This is a genomic window from Kribbella italica (assembly GCF_014205135.1).
In the GTDB taxonomy this organism is placed as follows: Bacteria; Actinomycetota; Actinomycetes; order Propionibacteriales; family Kribbellaceae; genus Kribbella; species Kribbella italica.
Window position 1 is genome coordinate 8,480,897 of record NZ_JACHMY010000001.1, and the last position, 17,084, is coordinate 8,497,980.

At 70.5% G+C, this 17,084-nt stretch carries 14 protein-coding genes and 1 pseudogene; 11 read left to right on the forward strand and 4 right to left on the reverse strand.

The features are described from left to right. Positions 1–30: 30 nt before the first annotated feature. Together HDA39_RS39875 and HDA39_RS39880 are read right to left on the reverse strand one after the other, a co-directional pair. A complete protein-coding gene (locus tag HDA39_RS39875; protein ID WP_337926093.1) occupies positions 31–1,092 on the reverse strand; it encodes an aldo/keto reductase in 1,062 nt (353 codons plus the stop codon). A 92-nt stretch (positions 1,093–1,184) separates the two neighbouring features. Next, the gene (locus tag HDA39_RS39880; RefSeq protein ID WP_184804429.1) at positions 1,185–2,696 is read right to left on the reverse strand and encodes a WD40 repeat domain-containing protein; all 1,512 of its coding nucleotides are present in this window, start codon (positions 2,694–2,696) and stop codon (positions 1,185–1,187) included. Positions 2,697–2,820: 124 nt separating this feature from the next. On the opposite strand from HDA39_RS39880, the pseudogene HDA39_RS39885 reads away from it, so the two are divergent. Next, positions 2,821–3,813, forward strand: a pseudogene (locus tag HDA39_RS39885) (aldo/keto reductase). A gap of 26 nt (positions 3,814–3,839) precedes the next feature. Beyond that, positions 3,840–4,667: a helix-turn-helix transcriptional regulator gene (locus tag HDA39_RS39890; RefSeq protein WP_184804432.1), complete on the forward strand. Its 828-nt coding sequence runs from the start codon at positions 3,840–3,842 to the stop codon at positions 4,665–4,667. Between the two features lies 1 nt (position 4,668). On the opposite strand, the gene HDA39_RS39895 is transcribed toward HDA39_RS39890, so the two are convergent. Continuing rightward, positions 4,669–5,424, reverse strand: coding sequence for a MerR family transcriptional regulator (locus HDA39_RS39895; protein WP_184804435.1), 756 nt, complete (start codon positions 5,422–5,424; stop codon positions 4,669–4,671). Between the two features lie 92 nt (positions 5,425–5,516). Between HDA39_RS39895 and HDA39_RS39900 the strand changes: the two genes are divergently transcribed. From HDA39_RS39900 to HDA39_RS39930, 7 genes are all read left to right on the forward strand, one after another. Beyond that, entirely contained in the window at positions 5,517–7,325 is a 1,809-nt protein-coding gene (locus HDA39_RS39900; protein ID WP_184804438.1) for a hypothetical protein, read from the forward strand. Next, a complete protein-coding gene (locus HDA39_RS39905; protein ID WP_184804440.1) occupies positions 7,322–8,125 on the forward strand; it encodes an SDR family NAD(P)-dependent oxidoreductase in 804 nt (267 codons plus the stop codon). The genes HDA39_RS39900 and HDA39_RS39905 overlap by 4 nt, the downstream gene beginning before the upstream one ends. A gap of 2 nt (positions 8,126–8,127) precedes the next feature. Continuing rightward, a complete protein-coding gene (locus tag HDA39_RS39910; protein WP_184804443.1) occupies positions 8,128–9,072 on the forward strand; it encodes an alpha/beta fold hydrolase in 945 nt (314 codons plus the stop codon). A gap of 54 nt (positions 9,073–9,126) precedes the next feature. After that, positions 9,127–10,275, forward strand: coding sequence for a CoA transferase (locus HDA39_RS39915; RefSeq protein WP_184804445.1), 1,149 nt, complete (start codon positions 9,127–9,129; stop codon positions 10,273–10,275). 279 nt (positions 10,276–10,554) lie between these two features. Further along, on the forward strand, positions 10,555–12,102 hold the full coding sequence (locus HDA39_RS39920) for a sugar ABC transporter ATP-binding protein (protein ID WP_184804448.1): 1,548 nt from the start codon (positions 10,555–10,557) through the stop codon (positions 12,100–12,102). Continuing rightward, complete coding sequence (locus HDA39_RS39925) at positions 12,099–13,124, forward strand: ABC transporter permease (protein ID WP_337926094.1); 1,026 nt, start codon at positions 12,099–12,101, stop codon at positions 13,122–13,124. Before HDA39_RS39920 ends, HDA39_RS39925 begins: the two co-directional genes overlap by 4 nt. Before the next feature lie 16 nt (positions 13,125–13,140). Further along, complete coding sequence (locus HDA39_RS39930) at positions 13,141–14,148, forward strand: substrate-binding domain-containing protein (RefSeq protein ID WP_184804451.1); 1,008 nt, start codon at positions 13,141–13,143, stop codon at positions 14,146–14,148. Between the two features lie 26 nt (positions 14,149–14,174). Here HDA39_RS39930 and HDA39_RS39935 read toward each other — a convergent pair whose 3' ends face one another. After that, positions 14,175–15,170 carry a LacI family DNA-binding transcriptional regulator gene (locus HDA39_RS39935; protein WP_184804454.1) on the reverse strand — a complete coding sequence of 332 codons (996 nt, stop codon included), beginning with the start codon at positions 15,168–15,170 and terminating at the stop codon, positions 14,175–14,177. A 118-nt stretch (positions 15,171–15,288) separates the two neighbouring features. Between HDA39_RS39935 and HDA39_RS39940 the strand changes: the two genes are divergently transcribed. Beyond that, positions 15,289–16,725, forward strand: a complete 1,437-nt coding sequence (locus tag HDA39_RS39940; protein ID WP_184804457.1) for an NAD-dependent malic enzyme — start codon at positions 15,289–15,291, stop codon at positions 16,723–16,725. After that, complete coding sequence (locus HDA39_RS39945; RefSeq protein WP_337926095.1) at positions 16,725–17,078, forward strand: VanZ family protein; 354 nt, start codon at positions 16,725–16,727, stop codon at positions 17,076–17,078. The genes HDA39_RS39940 and HDA39_RS39945 overlap by 1 nt, the downstream gene beginning before the upstream one ends. Positions 17,079–17,084 lie beyond the last annotated feature (6 nt).

The window sequence follows — 17,084 nt, forward strand, 5'->3', positions numbered from 1 at the left end:
TGCGGGTTCTTCGGACGCAAGCGGCTGGGGTCAGCGGCGGGGTTCGACCTTGGCGGTTCCCCGCGTCACCGACTGGGTCATCGGGCGCTGCAGGAAGTCGTGCGGGAAACCGAGCTCGATCGCGCTGACCTCCTCCAGCTCCCGCACGTCCTGGTCGGTGAACTCGACCTCGAGCGCGCCCAGGTTGTCGTCCAGCTGCGCCAGGGTCCGTACGCCGAGGATCGGCGACGCGACCGCGGGATTGCGCAGCGTCCACGCGATCGCGACCTGGGACGCCGTCCGGTTGTTGCGAGCGGCAACCTTCTTGACGACCTCGGCGATCGCCAGCGTGCGCTCGGTGAGCGAGTTGTTGGCCGCCGCGACGTTCTTGCGGGTGCCGGCCGCCGAGCCGACGCCGCCGTCGTGATCCAGGTCGGCGGCGGTGTACTTGCCCGCCAGTACGCCGGACGCCAGCGGCGACCACGGCAGCACGCCGAGCCCCAGCTCGGACGCCATCGGGATCAGGTCCCGCTCGACGGTGCGCTCGGCGAGGCTGTACTCGATCTGCAGCGCGACGAGCGGTGACCAGCCGCGCAGGTCGGCGATCGCCTGCATCCGGGAGACCTGCCAGGCCGGCGTGTCCGACATCCCGACGTACAGGACCTTGCCCGCGCGGACCAGGTCGTCCATCGCGCGCAGGACCTCCTCGACCGGTGTCGTGAAGTCCCAGGAGTGCAGGTAGAGCAGGTCGATGTAGTCGGTCTGCAGCCGGCGCAGGCTGTCCTCGACCGAGCGGACCATCGACTTGCGGTGGTTGCCGCCGGCGTTCGGGTCGTCGGGCCGGCTCGTCATCGTGTACTTGGTGGCGATCACCAGCCGGTCCCGGCGGCCTTGGGCGAAGTGTCCGACGAACTCCTCCGACGTGCCGTTGGTGTACTGGCTCGCGGTGTCGACGAAGTTGCCGCCCTGGCCGACGTACCGATCGAAGATCCGGCCGGCCTCGTCCTTGTCCGCGCCCCAGCCCCAGTCGGAGCCGAACGTCATCGTGCCGAGCGAGAGCGGCGACACCCGCAGGCCGGAGCGGCCGAGCAGGCGGTAAGTGTCCAGTGTCACGAGATTCCCCTTCTGTGGTTCGCGAAACCAGCGTCACCCGCCGGCCCGACCCACAAAAGGGAGACTTCTTCCTGGGACTGCCCTTCCTACCCTTACTTCACCCGTACGACGGCCGCGGCGCTCTTGGTGCGGCTGCGGCCGTCGGTGACCTCGACGTGGTACGACGGGTTCTGGCCGCTCTTCACGCCGGTGTCGGTGAAGGTGGTGACGGTCGGGCGGACCCACGGGTAGGAGTTGCGGGTCCAGGTGCCGAGCTTGGTGCTGCCTCGGTAGAGCGTGTACGTGAGCGTGATGTTGTCGGAGTCGACGACCGCTGGGAAGGTGACGGTGGTCCGGGCGCGGGCCGGGCTGGTGACCTTCGGGGCGGCCGGGCGGGTCGGCTGGGCGCCGCCGGCGGAGTTGGTGAAGCGGGTCAGGCCCTGCTGGGGCTTGCCGTTCACCTTGGTGAAGTCGCCGCCGACCCACAGGTCGTTGCCGCCGGAGGTGAAGGCGAGCGGGCCGACCTCCGTCGTGCCGCCGACGTCGGTGCTGGGGAACCAGGGCCCGAACTTGCCGGTCGTCGTGCTCTGGACCAGCAGGTGCCGGATGCCGGCGTTGTCGCCGAAGCTGCCGTCCTGGCTGCAGTCGTGCGCGTGCGACCCCTTGAAGACCCAGCCGCCCATCGCCTTGACCGCCTCGGTCGCGCCCAGGCACTTGCTCTGCCAGACCAGCTTGCCGGTCGTGGCGTCGGCGGCCAGTACGCCGTCGTAGCAGCCGATGCCGCTGCCGGCGTTCGCGACGTACACCCGGTTGCCGAGGGTGTCGATGTCCTTGACCCGGCTGACGCAGTCGTCGGTCGGCGGCGGGATCGCGGCCGCGGCCGGCATCGCGGAGGCGCGGCCGTTGGTGAGGTTCAGCATCGCGAGCGCGTAGTGGGCGCCGCCGCCGACCTTGGTGAAGCCGCCGCCGACGAAGATCCGTTTCCCGTCGTCGGTGAGGTCGATCGCGTGCACGTCGTCGTCGGCGTCGGGGTTCCACGGCAGCAGGGCGCCGTTGAGGGTGACCGCGGCGAGCCGGTTGCGCGTCGTACCGGCGACGCGGCCGAAGGAGCCGCCCAGGTAGACGGTGTTGCCGGAGATCGCGAGCGCCGAGACCCGGTAGCTGACCGAGGGGTTCCAGCTGGTCAGCTGGTTGTTGGTCGCGTTGAACATCGCGACGCGGTTGCGCGGTACGCCGTTCACGCTGGTGAAGTCGCCGCCGATCACCACCCACTTGCCGTCGGCGCTGGTCGCGATCGACCAGACCGCGCCGTTCAGCCGCGGGGCCCAACCGCTCGGCGCGCCGGTCGTCCGGTTGAACGAGGCGACGTACGGACGGATCGCCTCACCCTCGCCGGCCGGCTTGCCGCCCGGGCGGATCCGGGTGAACAGGCCCCCGGCGTACACGACGTTGCCCGCGGTCGCGAGCGCGTTGACGCTGTCGTCGGTCTGCCACGCCGGCCGCTCGACGGACGACACCGCCGCGCCGAAGCCCGGCGACGCGGCCTCGACCGGCGGCCCGGACGGGATCAGTGCGGCGGCGATGACAGCGGCAACCGTCACGGTTGCCAGAACAAGCTTCTTCATGAACGTCCTCAGCCCGGCGGTTCACTGTGTGCGATGCCACGCTAACTGTCCGTTCAGGAAGCTGGTACGGCGGGGCCGCCCAACGCCTTGACCTGGAGCGCGCTCCAGGTTGTTGGCTGGGTGGATGGACAGGAACTTTCTCGGCCGGACCGGCCTGCAGGTCAGCGAGCTGTGCCTCGGCACGATGACGTTCGGGCCCGGGACCGACGAACCGACCGCGCACCGGATGCTGGACGCGTTCGTCGAGGCGGGCGGGACGTTCGTCGACACCGCCGACACCTACTCCGGCGGACGGTCGGAGGAGATCATCGGGAGCTGACTGAAGACGAAGGACCGCGACGAGCTGGTGATCGCGACCAAGGTGTACGGCGAAGCCGGGCCCGGGTTGCCGGTGCGCGGCGCCGGGCGCAAGCACGTGATGGCCGGCGTGGAAGCGAGCCTGCGGCGGCTCGGCACGGACTTCATCGACCTTTACCAGATCCACGTGTGGGACGACGCGACGCCGCTGGAGGAGACGCTGACCACGCTCGACGCGCTGGTGAGCAGCGGGAAGGTCCGGTTCGTCGGCGCTAGCAACCTGACCGGCTGGCAGTTCCAGAAGGCGATCGACCTGGCGCGGCATCGCGGGCTGGAGCCGTACGTGAGTCTGCAGCCGCTCTACAACCTGCTCGACCGCGACGCCGAGCTGGACCTGATCCCGGTCGCCCGGAACGAGGGCGCCGGGGTGATCGCGTGGAGTCCGCTGGCCGGTGGCTGGCTGTCGGGGAAGTACGCGAAGTCGGCCGGTGGACCGCCGGCCGGTTCGCGGTCGAGCGCCGAGGACTGGGCGGCGCACGACAACGACCGAACCTGGCGGGTGATCGACACGCTGCTCGCGGTCGCGGAGGAGACCGGCCGGACGCCGGCGCAGGTCGCGCTGCGGTGGGTGATGCAGCGGCCGGGCTTGACCGCGCCGATCATCGGCGTACGGACGCCGGAGCAGCTGGCGGACAACCTCGGCGCGACCGGGTGGGCGCTCGACGACGAGCAGCTGCGGCGGCTGACCGAGGCGGGGGAGAAGCCGCTGCCGTACCCGCACAACATCCTGCGGCTGCCGCAGTTCGTCCGGCGGGGGTGACACGGGCGGTTTCGTACGATGGCGGGATGGACGTCGCGTACGAGTTGGCTGTGTTCCTGCGGGCCCGGCGGGAACGCCTGTCGCCCGCGGACGTCGGTCTTCCGGAGCGCGGGCGGTCCCGCCGTACGCCGGGGCTGCGCCGCGAGGAGGTCGCTGACCTGGCCGGGGTGTCGGTGGACTACGTCGTACGGCTGGAGCAGGGACGGGGGCTGCGGCCGTCGGCCGAAGTACTCGGGGCGTTGGCCCGCGCGCTGCAGTTGAGTGAGGACGAGCACGCGTACGTGTTCGACCTGACCCGGCAGTGGTCGTCGGTGCGGCATCAGTCGGGGTCGGGCTCGCTGGAGCAGCTGGTGCAGGCGATGTCGCCGCTGCCGGCGATGCTGGTCAACCACCGGTTCGACATCTGCGCGTGGAACCCGGAGATGGCGGCGCTGATGCTCGACTTCGCCGGGGTTCCGCCGGAGCGGCGGAACACGATGTGGTTGTGCACGATCGAGCCGGTCTTCGCGGACTTCTACCCCGATCGGGAGCGCGTCGTACGGGAAGGGATCGCGGACCTGCGGGCGGCGTGGGCGACGCACGAGGACGACTCGGAGCTGGCCGAGCTGGTCCGGCTGCTGGTGGCCGAGAGCTCCGAGTTCGCGCGGTGGTGGGAGAAGCGGGACGTGATGGTGAAGGGGAACGGGCTGAAGAAGCTCAACCATCCGGAGATCGGGCGGCTGACGGTCGAGTACGACGTGCTGACGCCGCTGGCGGATTCGAGTCAGCGGCTGATCGTGTACCGGGCGGCGGATCCGGTGTCGCAGGCGGCGCTGGACCGGCTGCGCCCGGCCAAGTCGTTGCGGGCGATCTGACTCAGCCGGTGGAGGGGAGGTCGTTCGGCGGGAGGCCCAGTTCCTCGTACGCCGCGATCTCGATCTCGCGGGCCATGGACTCGCGGAAGGCGGCGACCAGGGCCTGGCCGGCCAGGGGGATGATGTTCTCCAGGGTGCGCTGGATCTCGGGCCAGCCGTCCGCGGGCAGGCCGGCGTCGGCGAACTGGCGCCAGACCGTGCCGCGGAACAGCTCGACGTAGATCTTGGCGACCTGGTCGGCCTGCTCGAAGAGTTTGGGCAGCATCTCGAAGATCGCGTCCAGCGGGACGCCGAGCTTGATCACCTCGAGGCCGGTACGGAGCAGGTCCGGGTTCGGGATGCGCAGGTGGTCGCCCTCGGCGCGCTCGGCGATGCCCAGCTCGATCAGCTTGTCGATGGTGGCGGGGTGGTGCGGGATGCCGGCCCGCTCGGCCAGCTGGTGCTCGGTGATCACCTCGGGCTCGGCCGGGGTCCACGGGCTGACCAGGGTCTCGAAGACGCCGAGCGCGAGTGCGCCGTCCGGCAGCTCGCTCATCATCCGCTCGACGGCGGCCAGCGTGTAGCCCTTGTCGAGCAACTCCCGGACCAGCGTGAGCCGCGCCACGTGGTCGGCGTCGTAGTACCCGGTCCGGCCGACCAGCCGGGGCGGTGGGATCAGCCCGCGTCCGGCGTACGCGCGCACGTTCCGGACGGTCATGCCCACCTTCGCGGCGAGCTGGTCGACCGTGTACTCCTCGGGTGCCTGCTGTCCTCCCACCCTTGACAGTCTTCCAGACTCGACGTTACATGTTCTATGTAACATCCTTCATGGCGCATGCCCGCTGTTGCCCAGCAGACCAGGAGCGCGAGATGACCGTCCCACTGGCAGCCTCGACCGGCACCGCGAGCTTCGACCAGATCGCGATCGTCACCGGCCTGGTCGGCCTGATGTACGTCGCACTCGCCGTCCTGCTGTGGCGGGAACGCACCGGGCACGTCACGCTGGTAGGGCGCCTCGCGGACACCATCGGGAGACTGGACGGAGTCCCCCGATGGGCCGCGCTCACGCCGTACCTGCACGCCGTCTCGCTGCTGTCCTGCGCGTTCGGCGTCTGGTGGGACATCGCGGTGCACATCGACAAGGGCCGCGACACCGGCCCGTTCGGGACGCCGGCGCACTACCCGATCTTCTTCGGCATCCTCGGCGTGATCGTGTCCGGCGTGCTGCCGATCGCGCTCGCCCGCAAGCCGCTGCCGGCCCGGACGATCAAGCTGAGCGCGGGCTGGCGGATCCCGTGCAGCGCGGCGCTGGTCACCGTGTGCGGAACCTTCGCGCTGGTCGGCTTCCCGCTCGACGACGTCTGGCACCGGCTGTTCGGCGAGGACGTCACGCTCTGGGGGCCGACGCACCTGCTGATGATCGGCGGGGTGGTGCTGTCGATCTTCGCGCGGCTGCTGGCGTCGGCCGAGGTCGAACAACTTGTCGGCAGCAACCTTCGCCGCAGGTTCCAGGAGGTCGTTGCCGTCGGCGCCCTGCTGATCGCGTGGGACCTGTTCAGCACCGAGTTCAACTACGGCGTACCGCAGTTCCCGCTGGTGCTGCAGCCGATCCTGATCGTGTTCGGGTCGGCGCTGGCGTTCACGGTGCTGCGGGCACGGCGGGGACGCTTCAGCACGTTCGGCGCGCTGGCGACGTACTTGATCATTCGCGGCGGGATCGCGTGGGCGGTCGACCAGCCGCTCGGTGAGATCCTCGGGCACTTCCCGTTGCTGATCGTCGAAGCGGTGCTGGTCGAGCTGACAGCACTTGCTCTGGGCAACAAGAGTCGCTTCCGGCTGGGCGTGGTCGCCGGTGCGCTGATCGGCACGGCCGGGCTGCTGGCCGAGTACGGCTGGAGCCAGGTCTGGATGCCGATCCGCTGGCCCGCGTCGATGCTTCCGTCGGCGCTCGGGTTCGGGCTGGTCGCGGGGATCGGCGCCGGGCTGGTCGGAGCGTGGCTGGCGACCCGGTACGCCGAGGTCGCCGGCGAGGTCCGCGCCGTGCCGTCGGTACGGCGTACGCACCAACTGGGCGCGGTCGGGCTGATCGCCGTCCTGGGCGTCGTGTTCTTCTGCGTCCCGCGGTCGGCCGATCCGGGGGTGTCGGCAACGATCTCGCTGGAGCGGGTCGCCACCGGCGCCGAGCCGACGGCGTACGTGACGGTGAAGGTGAACCCCGTCGACGCGGCCGAGGGCGCGCGCTGGTTCGAGGCGATGGCCTGGCAGGGTGGCGGGCTGGAACTGCACCCGCTGCAGAAGGTTGCCGAGGGCGTCTATCGCTCCGAGGCGCCGCTGCCGATGTACGGCAAGTGGAAGTCGATGGTCCGGCTGCACCAGGGCTCGCGGGACCTGACCGCCGCGTGGGTCTACGCGCCCGAGGACGCGGCGATCCAGAAGCCGGCGATCCAGGTGTCGGACGGGCAGACGGTGCAGTTCATCGGCGAGCAGGAGGTGCTGCGCCGGGAGGAGCGGACCGACGTACCGCAGTGGATGTGGAACGGTGGCTACGGGTTGCTCGCGGTGGTCGGTCTGCTGGAGATCCTGGGGATCGCTTGGCTGGTCGGGCGCGGCGCACGCGGTGGGCGGATGCGGGCCGAGCACCTGCTCGCTTCCGGCGATCGGGAGAAGGAGTCCGCATGACCGGCCGTGGTGGATTCGTCCGGCGACCGTCCTGGGACCTGGCCGGGAAGCGGGCGCTGGTCACGGGCGCCGCAGGTGCTTTCGGTAGGGCGACCGTCGAGGCGTTGCGAGGGCGCGGCGCGACAGTGGTCGGGCTCGACCTGCAGAAGAGCGACGACGTGATCGAGTGCGACCTGACGCAGCCGGAGCTGATCCCGGCGGCGGTCGGGCGGCTCGGCGGGCTGGACCTGCTGATCAACAACGCGGGCATCGGCGTACCGGCTCTGGCCGGCGACGCGCCGGACGCGACCGCCCGCAAGGTGATCGAGGTGAACCTCTTCGCCGGCTGGGGTGTGACGGCGGCCGCCCTGCCCGCGCTGCGCGAGGCGAAGGGACGCGTGATCTTCGTGTCGTCGGGGCTCGCGTACGTGACGCTGCCGCTGGCGGCGTCGTACCTGGTCTCGAAGCGCGCGATCGACACGTACGCCGACGCGCTGCGGATCGAGAACGGCCGGCACCTGGATGTCAGCGTGATCTACCCGGGGTACGTGCCGACGCCGATCCACGACGCGTCGCTGGCGCGTGGGGTGGATCTCGGGATGTTCCTGCCGGCCGAGACGGTCGAGCAGGTGGTCGGGACGATCGTGGACGTTGCGGCCGCGCGCCGGCCGCCGCGGAACCGGGCGTCGACGCGGACGACCGGCATCGGGGTCGCGGTGGCGCGGCACCTGCCGTCGGTCGCGGACCGGATCGTGCGGGTGCGGACCAACCGGCGGCGGCGTGGTCTGGGTGAGCTGACGGATCGACTGGGGAAGATATGACCATGCAGGCAGAGCGGGCTGGGGTGATCACGCCGGACGGCGTGCGGCTGCACGTGGAGACGGCAGGGTCGCCTGACGCGCCGGTGACGGTGGTGCTCGCGCACGGGTGGACGTGTTCGACGCGGAGCTGGCACCACCAGTTCACGGGGCTGCCCGGCGTACTGGGGGCTGACGGGGTCCGGGTCGTTGCCTACGACCACCGGGGGCACGGCCGGTCGGACGCGGCACCGGCCGGTACGACGCGGATCGAGCAGCTCGCCGACGATCTGGTGACGGTGCTGGACGAGGTCGCGCCGTCGGGGCCGGTGGTGTACGCCGGGCACTCGATGGGCGGGATGACGTTGATGGCGCTGGCCGACCGGCGGCCGGAGCTGTTCGGGTCGCGGATCGTGGGCGCGGCGCTGGTCAGTACGTCATCCGGGCAGATGACGTCGCGGGCCTTCGGGCTGCCGGCCCGGCTGGACGGCGCCGCCGCGGTGGTGGCGCCGCGGGCGATGAACCTGGCGGGCGCGCGGATGGAGAAGCGCGAGGCCCGGAGGGCGGCCGTGGAAGCAGAGGTGAAGGCGTGGCGGGCGCTTGCCTCGACCCGGCTGCGGCGGCCGGCGTTGAAGCAGCTGGTGTTCGGCAAGAAGGTCGACCCCGCCGAGGTCGACGTCCTGCTGGCCGACCTGGAAGCCCTGCCGGGCCGGTCGTTCAGTGGGTTCTTCGAGGCGATCACGCAGCACGAGCTCGGCCATGCGCTCGCCGTACTGGACGACATCCCGGTCGAGGTCATGCACGGCACCCGCGATCGCCTGCTCCCACCCCGGCATGCGAACCGGATGGCCCAGCTGATCCCGTCGTCCCGCCTGTGGATGTACCCAGGCGCCGGTCACATGCTCATGCAGGAACGTCCCCGCGACGTCACCCACCGCCTGGCGTCGCTGGCCCGCAAGGCCGTCAGCTGAGCGGTGCGAGCTGGATCACCTTTCTCCGCGGCAGACACACCCTAGGGTGGCTGGGTGCAGAACCTTCTTTCGGACGTCGTGGTCGTGGATCTGACCCGGGCGCTGGCCGGGCCGCATGCCGCGATGATGCTGGGGGATCTCGGGGCGCGGGTGATCAAGGTCGAGACCCCGGCCGGAGGGGACGACAGCCGCGGGTGGGGGCCGCCGTTCGCCGGCGACCAGTCGACGTACTTCCTGTCGGCCAACCGGAACAAGGAGTCGGTGACGGCCGACCTGAAGTCGGCCGAGGGCAAGGAGTTCCTGACGCGGCTGGTCGGCAAGGCCGACGTACTGATCGAGAACTTCCGGCCGGGCGTGCTCGACCGGCTCGGGTTCTCCGTCGAGCGGCTGCACGAGCTCAACCCGGGCCTGGTGATCCTCTCGATCACGGGCTTCGGGCACGACGGGCCGGAGGGCGGGCGCGCCGGGTACGACCAGATCGCGCAGGGCGAGGGCGGGCTGATGAGCATCACCGGCGCGACCGAGCCGACCAAGACCGGGATGCCGATCGCGGATCTGCTGGCCGGCATGTACGGCGCGTACGGCGCGCTCGCGGCGCTGCACGAGCGCTCGATCACCGGCCGCGGCCGCGTGGTGCGGACGTCGCTGCTCGCGTCGGTCGTCGGCGTGCACGCGTTCCACGGGACGAAGTGGACCGTCGCCGGGCAGTTGCCGGAGCGCGTCGGCAACCACCACGCGCAGATCGCGCCGTACGGGATGTACCGGACGCGCGACGACAGCATCCAGGTCGCGGTCGGCAGCGAGGGGCAGTGGCGCACGTTCGCGCCGATCGTCGGGCTCGACCCGGACGATCCGCGCTTCGCCGCCAACCCCGACCGGGTCGCGCACCGCGACGTGCTGACCGCGGCGATCGAGTCCGCTTTCGCCGCCGAGCCGGCCGATGTCTGGCTGCGGCGGCTGGCCGATGCGGGGATCCCCGCCGGCAAGGTCCGCGACTTCCAGCAGGTCTACGAGTGGGACCAGACGCGGTCGCAGGGGTTGCTGATCGACGTCGAGCACCCGGAGCTCGGGATGATCCAGCTGCCTGGTCCGCCGCTGCGGTTCGACGACAACCCGTACGCCGGTGCGCGCGAGACCAACCTGCCGCCGCCTCGGCTTGGTGAGCACAACGATGCCGTACGGGCTTGGCTCGACGAGGACTGAACTTCTTCCAGCCGACGCCCACCACTGATCAACCACCCGGCAGCAGTCGTCCGCGCGGCGTGTCACGGCGTGTCGCGCTGATCTCGCGCGGTTGATCGGTGGTGCACGTCGACCCTTCGACCTGCCTCGAACAGGTGTCGTCCGGCGGCGCCCGCTCCTAGGGTCGGAAGACGCCGTCGGGTGTCGATTCCGGCCACGACCGGTGCCAGGGGTTGACGGGCTGGCGAGCACAGGCATAGCGTCCGGGAAATCGATTACTCAGCCGATCGCGGAGGTGTCATGGCCGAGTCCGCCCTGGTCCGGATGTCGGGGATCGGCAAGCGGTACGGCGGGGTGCAGGCGTGCCACGAGGTCGAGTTCAGCCTGGGCCCCGGCGAGGTGCACGCGTTGCTCGGTGAGAACGGCGCCGGCAAGTCCACGCTGATGAAGATCCTGTCCGGTGACGTCACCGACTACGACGGGCGGATCGAGATCGCCGGCGCGGCCGTGTCGTTCGGTGGACCGACCGACGCGCAGGCCGCCGGGATCGCGATGATCCACCAGGAACTCGACCTGGTGCCCGCGCTGTCGGTCGCCGACAACATCTTCCTCGGCCGCGAGCTGCGGACGCCGTACCGGACCGTCGACCGCCGCCGGATGGACCGCGAGGCCCGCGCCCTGCTGGAGCGCAGCGGTGTGAACCTCGACCCGCGCCGCCCGGTCGGCGAGCTGCGCGTCGGCGAGCAGCAGCTCGTCACGATCGCGAAGGCGATCTCGCTCGACGCCCGCGTGCTGATCATGGACGAGCCGACGTCGGCGCTGACGACGTCCGAGGTCGAGCGGCTGTTCGCGGTGATCCGCGAGCTGCGCCGGTCGGGTGTCGGCATCGTCTACATCAGCCACCGGATGGAGGAGATCGCGCAGGTCGCCGACCGCGCGACCGTGCTGCGCAACGGGAAGATCGTCACCAGCTTCGACCCGCGCAAGCTGACCACGGCGGAGGTGGTCGAGGCGATGGTCGGCCGTCCGGTGCAGACCATGTTCAGTACGCCGGACGTCTCGACCGGCGACGAGCTGCTGCGCGTCGAGGACCTGGTCCTCAAACCGCGACGCCCGCGCCCCGGGCGCCGCGACCCCGAGGGGATCTCGCTGACCGTGCGCTCCGGCGAGATCGTCGGCCTGTGCGGCCTGCTCGGCGCGGGCCGGACCGAACTGCTCGAGACCCTGTACGGCGTGGCGCCGGGCGGTACGCGCACCGGCCGGATCGTCCTGCAGGGCAAGGAGATCCGGCCGCGGGGCCCGCGGCACGCGCTGGCGCAGGGCATCGGGCTGGTCCCCGAGGACCGGCGGGCCTCCGGGCTGGTGCTGTTCCACTCGATCCTGGCGAACACGGTGGTGTCGAGCCTGCCGGCGTACGGGCGGCTCGGCGTGATCGCGCGCCGGATGGAACGGGCCGCGTCGGTGAAGATGGCCGACCGGCTGCGGCTGAAGTTCGGCCGGTTGCAGGACGACGTCGGGACACTGTCCGGTGGCAACCAGCAGAAGGTCGTCTTCGGCAAGATGCTGCTGACCGAGCCGAAGCTGCTGCTGCTCGACGAGCCGACCCGCGGTGTCGACATCGGGGCGAAGGCGGAGATCTACCGCCTGCTGGGGGAACTGGCCGGGCAGGGCCTCGGGGTGCTGCTGGCGTCGTCGGAGCTGCCCGAGCTGATCGGCGTCTGCGACCGCGTCGTCGTACTGCGGGACGGACGCGACGTCGCGTCGTTCAAGACATCTGACTCCGGCGAGAGCGATCTGCTCGCCGCCGCGATGGGAGAGAGCGCTGTGTTCGAAGGAGGACCCCGGTGACCGCCCTGCAGGACAAGCCCGCCATGCCGGTGGAGAAGGCGTCCGGAAGCGTGGTCGCGACGCTGTTCCGGTTCCAGAGCGTGTTCGGGCTGCTCGCGGTGTTCGTTGCCGCGATCATCTTCTCGCCCCGGCGCGACGGCGCGATCCTGTTCCTCAGCGCGGACAACCTGGCCAACGTGGTCCGCGCGGTCTCCGAGATCGGCATCATCGCGGTCGGCATGACGTTCGTGATCCTGATCGGCGGGATCGACCTGTCGGTCGGCGCGGTGCTCGGGCTGGCCGCGGTCGGCTCGGCGGTGCTGATGGTCGAGAGCGACTGGGGCTTCCTGCCCTCGATCGTGGTGGTGCTCGCGATCGGCCTGGTCTTCGGCGCGCTGCAGGGGATGGCGACCGCGATGATCGGGATCCAGTCGTTCATCGTGACGCTGGCCGGGTTGCAGATAGCGCGCGGTCTGGCCCGGATCTGGTCGGACGGGCAGGGCGTCGCGATCGCGTACGGCGACGGGCCGAACGAGGCGCCGTCGACGTTCGCACTGCTCGGCGAACGGACCTTCGGCGGACTCGTACCGATCCCGGTCCTGATCTTCGCCGTGGTGGCGATCGCGGCCGTGGTGTTCCTGCGGATCAGCGCGTTCTCCCGGCACCTGTACGCCGTCGGCGGCAACGAGAAGGCCGCGCGACTGTCCGGCGTACCGGTGATCCGGGTCAAGATCGCGGTCTTCGCGATCTGCGGCCTGCTCGCGTCGCTGGCCGGGATCGTGCACGCGGTCCAGCTCAACCAGGGCAGCCCGAACGACGGGATCGGCTACGAGCTGGACGCGATCGCCGCGGTGGTGATCGGCGGCACCAGCCTGGCCGGCGGGCGCGGCTCGGTGGCCGGGACGGTGGCCGGCGCGCTGCTGCTCGGCGTACTGAACAACATCCTTGCCCTGAACAACATCGACTCCAACATCCAGCTGCTGATCAAGGGCCTGGTGATCGTTGCGGCGGCCGCGCTGCAACGGCTCCGGCCCGCCTCGTGAGGAAGGTCCACCCCTGATGAAGATCCACAAGTTGTCCCTGGCCGTCGCGGCCGTCACTGCCCTGGTCCTGGCCGGCTGCGGTACGACCAGCGAGCGGACCTCCGACGAGCCGCAGGCGCAGAGCTCCAAGGAGTGCAAGGGGGCCGACGGCAAGTACGTGATCGGGATGAGCCAGGCCAACGTCGCCGAGCCGTACCGGCAGCGGATGGACGACGACATCAAGGCGGCCGCCGCCGAGGTGCCGCAGTTCGAGGTGAAGTTCGCCGACGCCGCGCAGGACAACGCCAAGCAGGTCGCGGACGTCGACAACTACATCACCCAGCAGATCGACCTGCTGATCATCAGCCCGAACGAGGCCAAGCCGCTGACCGCGGTGGTGAAGAAGGCCTTCGACAAGGGCATCCCGGTGCTGGTGCTGGACCGCAAGGTCGAGGGCGACGCGTACACCGGCTTCATCGGCGGCGACAACGTGCAGATCGGTACCGAGGCCGGCAAGTACGTCGCGGAGAAGGTGCTGCCGAACGGCGGGTCGGTGGTCGAGCTCAAGGGCCTGGCCGGCGCGACGCCGCAGGCCGAGCGCAACCAGGGCTTCGCGGCCGGGATCAAGGCGAACCCGAAGATCAAGATCATCGCGACCGCGAGCGGCGACTGGCTGCGGGAGAAGGGCCAGGCGCAGATGGACGCGCTGCTCAAGGCGAACCCGAAGATCGACGTGGTCTACGCGCACAACGACCCGATGGCCGAGGGCGCGTACCTGGCGGCGAAGGCGGTCGGCCGGGAGAAGGAGATGAAGTTCATCGGCATCGACGCGCTGCCGATCCCGTCCGGCGGGATCAAGGCCGTCGAGCAGGGCCGGCTGACGGCGACCTTCACCTACCCGACCAACGGCAAGGAAGCGATCGCCGCGGCGAAGAAGATCCTGGTGGACTGCGGAACGGTCGAGAAGTCGCAGGTGCTGCCGACGCGGCTGATCGACAAGGCCAACGCGGCACAGATCTACGCCTTGGAGAACCCGAACGGCTGAGTGGTCCTGGCTCCCACCGTGGCTGCTCAGCCGCGGTGGGAGCTGCCGCGTTCGATCAGGCGGGCGCCGAGCGTGGTCGTGGTCGGCGGACGGGTGCCGTCGGTGATCCTTGCCAGCAGCAACCGGGCGGCGACGGTGCCGATCTCGTACGCCGGTTGCGCGACGACCGACAGTGGGGGATCGACCAGCGCGGCCCAGGGGGCGTCGTCGAAGGCGACCATGCCGACGTCCTTGCCGGGCCGAATGCCCTTTTCTTGCAAGGCCTGGAGTACGCCGACTGCCATCGCGGAGTTGGCCACCAGCAACGCGTCCGGCGGGTCCTCCTGGCTGAGCACGTCCCGGGCCGCCTTGTGCGCACCGGCGGCCTTGTACTCGGTACGGCGTACGAGCTTGGTGGAGCCGCGGCGCTTGGCGGCCTTGAGCGCGTCGCGGTAGCCGGCGAGCCGGTCGTCCGCCGTACGGACTCCTGATGGGCCGGTGATGCAGCCGATGCGTTGATAGCCCTGGGCTATCAAGTGCTCGGTCGCCTGCCGCGCCGCCAGGCGCGTGTCGACCAGGACGACGTCGCTGTCCTGCTGCGGCAACGGCCGGTCGACCGCGACGAACGCCGTCCCGCGGGCCGCGAGCTTGTCCACCGAGGACGTCGTGCCGGTGGGGGACAAGATGACCCCGGCAACCCTTTCCTGGATCGCGATGTCGATGTAACGGTTCTCCTTGCTCGCGCTCTCGTCGGAGTTGCACAGGACAACGGAGTAGCCGACCTCGTGCGCGACGTCCTCGACTCCGCGGGCGATCGCGGTGAAGAACGGGTTCTCCACGTCGGAGATGATCAGCGCGACCACCGCGGCCTCCTGCCGGCGCAGGTTGCGTGCCGGGCCGTTGGGCTGGTAGCCGAGCTCGTCCGCGGCCGTGCGCACCCGGGCGGCCAGGTCCGGATCGACCGTCGCCTTGCCGTTCAGGGCCCGCGACACGGTCGCCGTCGAAACGCCCGCGAGCGCCGCGACATCGCTGATCGTGGCCATCGGTTCTCCCTCCGCTGGCCAGAGCCTAGCGGCCGAGTAAAGGATTACCCAGTCGTTCCTCGTGGACGCAACGTACGGAACCTCCGGCCGTTACCGCGGCCATGAGAAGATCGCGGGCGTGACTGCCTTGCCGAGCGTTTCCTACTCCATCACCGTCCGGCTCGAGGTGCCTTCGGGCGGCTCGACGGTGAGCAAACTGACGACCGCGGTCGAGCAGGCCGGCGGCCTGGTGACCGCGCTCGACGTGACCGCCTCCGGCCACGAGCGGCTGCGGATCGACGTGACCTGCGCCGCCGCCGACACCGCGCACGCCGGCCGGCTGGTCGAGGCGATGCGCGCGGTACCGGGTGTCGAGATCGGCCGGGTCTCCGACCGGACCTTCCTGATGCACCTCGGGGGCAAGATCTCGATGGAGGCCAAGCACCCGATCCGCAACCGTGACGATCTCTCGATGATCTACACCCCGGGCGTGGCCCGCGTCTGCCTGGCGATCGCGGAGAACCCCGAGGACGCGCGCCGGCTGACCATCAAGCGCAACAGCGTCGCCGTCGTCACCGACGGGTCCGCCGTACTGGGCCTGGGCAACATCGGCCCGAAGGCCGCGCTGCCGGTGATGGAGGGCAAGGCCGCGCTGTTCAAGCGGTTCGCCGGGATCGACGCCTGGCCGCTGTGCCTGGACACCCAGGACCCCGACGAGATCGTCAAGATCGTCAAGGCGATCGCGCCGGGCTTCGCCGGCATCAACCTGGAGGACATCTCCGCGCCGCGCTGCTTCGAGATCGAGGCCCGGCTGCGCGAGGAGCTGGACATCCCGGTCTTCCACGACGACCAGCACGGGACGGCGATCGTCGTGGTCGCCGCGCTCTACAACGCGCTGCGCGTGGTCGGCAAGGACATCAGCGAGGTCCGCGTCGTCCTGTCCGGAGCAGGGGCCGCCGGTACGGCGATCCTGAAGCTGCTGATCGAGGCCGGCGTGAAGGACACGGTCGTCGCCGACATCGCCGGCGTCATCCACCTGGACCGCGAAGGCCTGTCGCCGGAGCTGCGCTGGATCGCGGAGAACACCAACGCCGCGAAGTACAGCGGTGACCTGAAGGGCGCGGTGGCCGGGGCCGACGTGTTCATCGGGGTGTCCGCACCGAACATCCTGAACGGCGACGACATCGCCACGATGAACGACGACTCGATCGTGTTCGCGCTGGCCAACCCCGACCCCGAGGTCGACCCGGCGGCCGCCGGCGAGCACGCCGCGGTCGTCGCCACCGGACGCAGCGACTTCCCGAACCAGATCAACAACGTGCTGGTCTTCCCCGGCGTCTTCCGCGGTCTGCTCGACGCGCAGTCGTCGAAGGTGTCGATCGAGATGGAACTGGCCGCCGCGAAGGCGCTGGCCGGTGTCGTCACCGACGACGAGCTGAACGCCAGCTACATCGTGCCCAGCGTCTTCCACCCGGAGGTGCACACGATGGTCGCGCACGCCGTACGGGACGCGGCCGGTGGCAAGGCGCCGGCGGCCGAGGTGTTCCCGGACGACGCGCCGTCGCTGTCGCTGTAGTGCGGGCCGTATGGGCCTGGCGGGCCGGCTTCGTGCTGGCCTGCCTGGTCCAGCTGTACGGGCTGTACTCGCCGCAGCAGGCCGGACCGGACACGGGCATCCCGTACGCCGACAAGGTGGCGCACTTCCTGATCTTCGCGGCGGTCGCATACTTGGGCCGGCGGGTGGGTGTCCCGGCGCGATGGTTGCTGGGGGCGCTGGTTCTGCAGGCGATCGGCAGCGAGTTCGTCCAGCACTACCTGCTGCCGGACCGCAGCGGCGATCCTTTCGACGCGCTCGCGGACCTGCTCGGTACGGCGACCGGAGCGTGGCTCGGGTTTCGCGCAGTACAAAAGTCCCGTGGCACGCCATGATGGGGT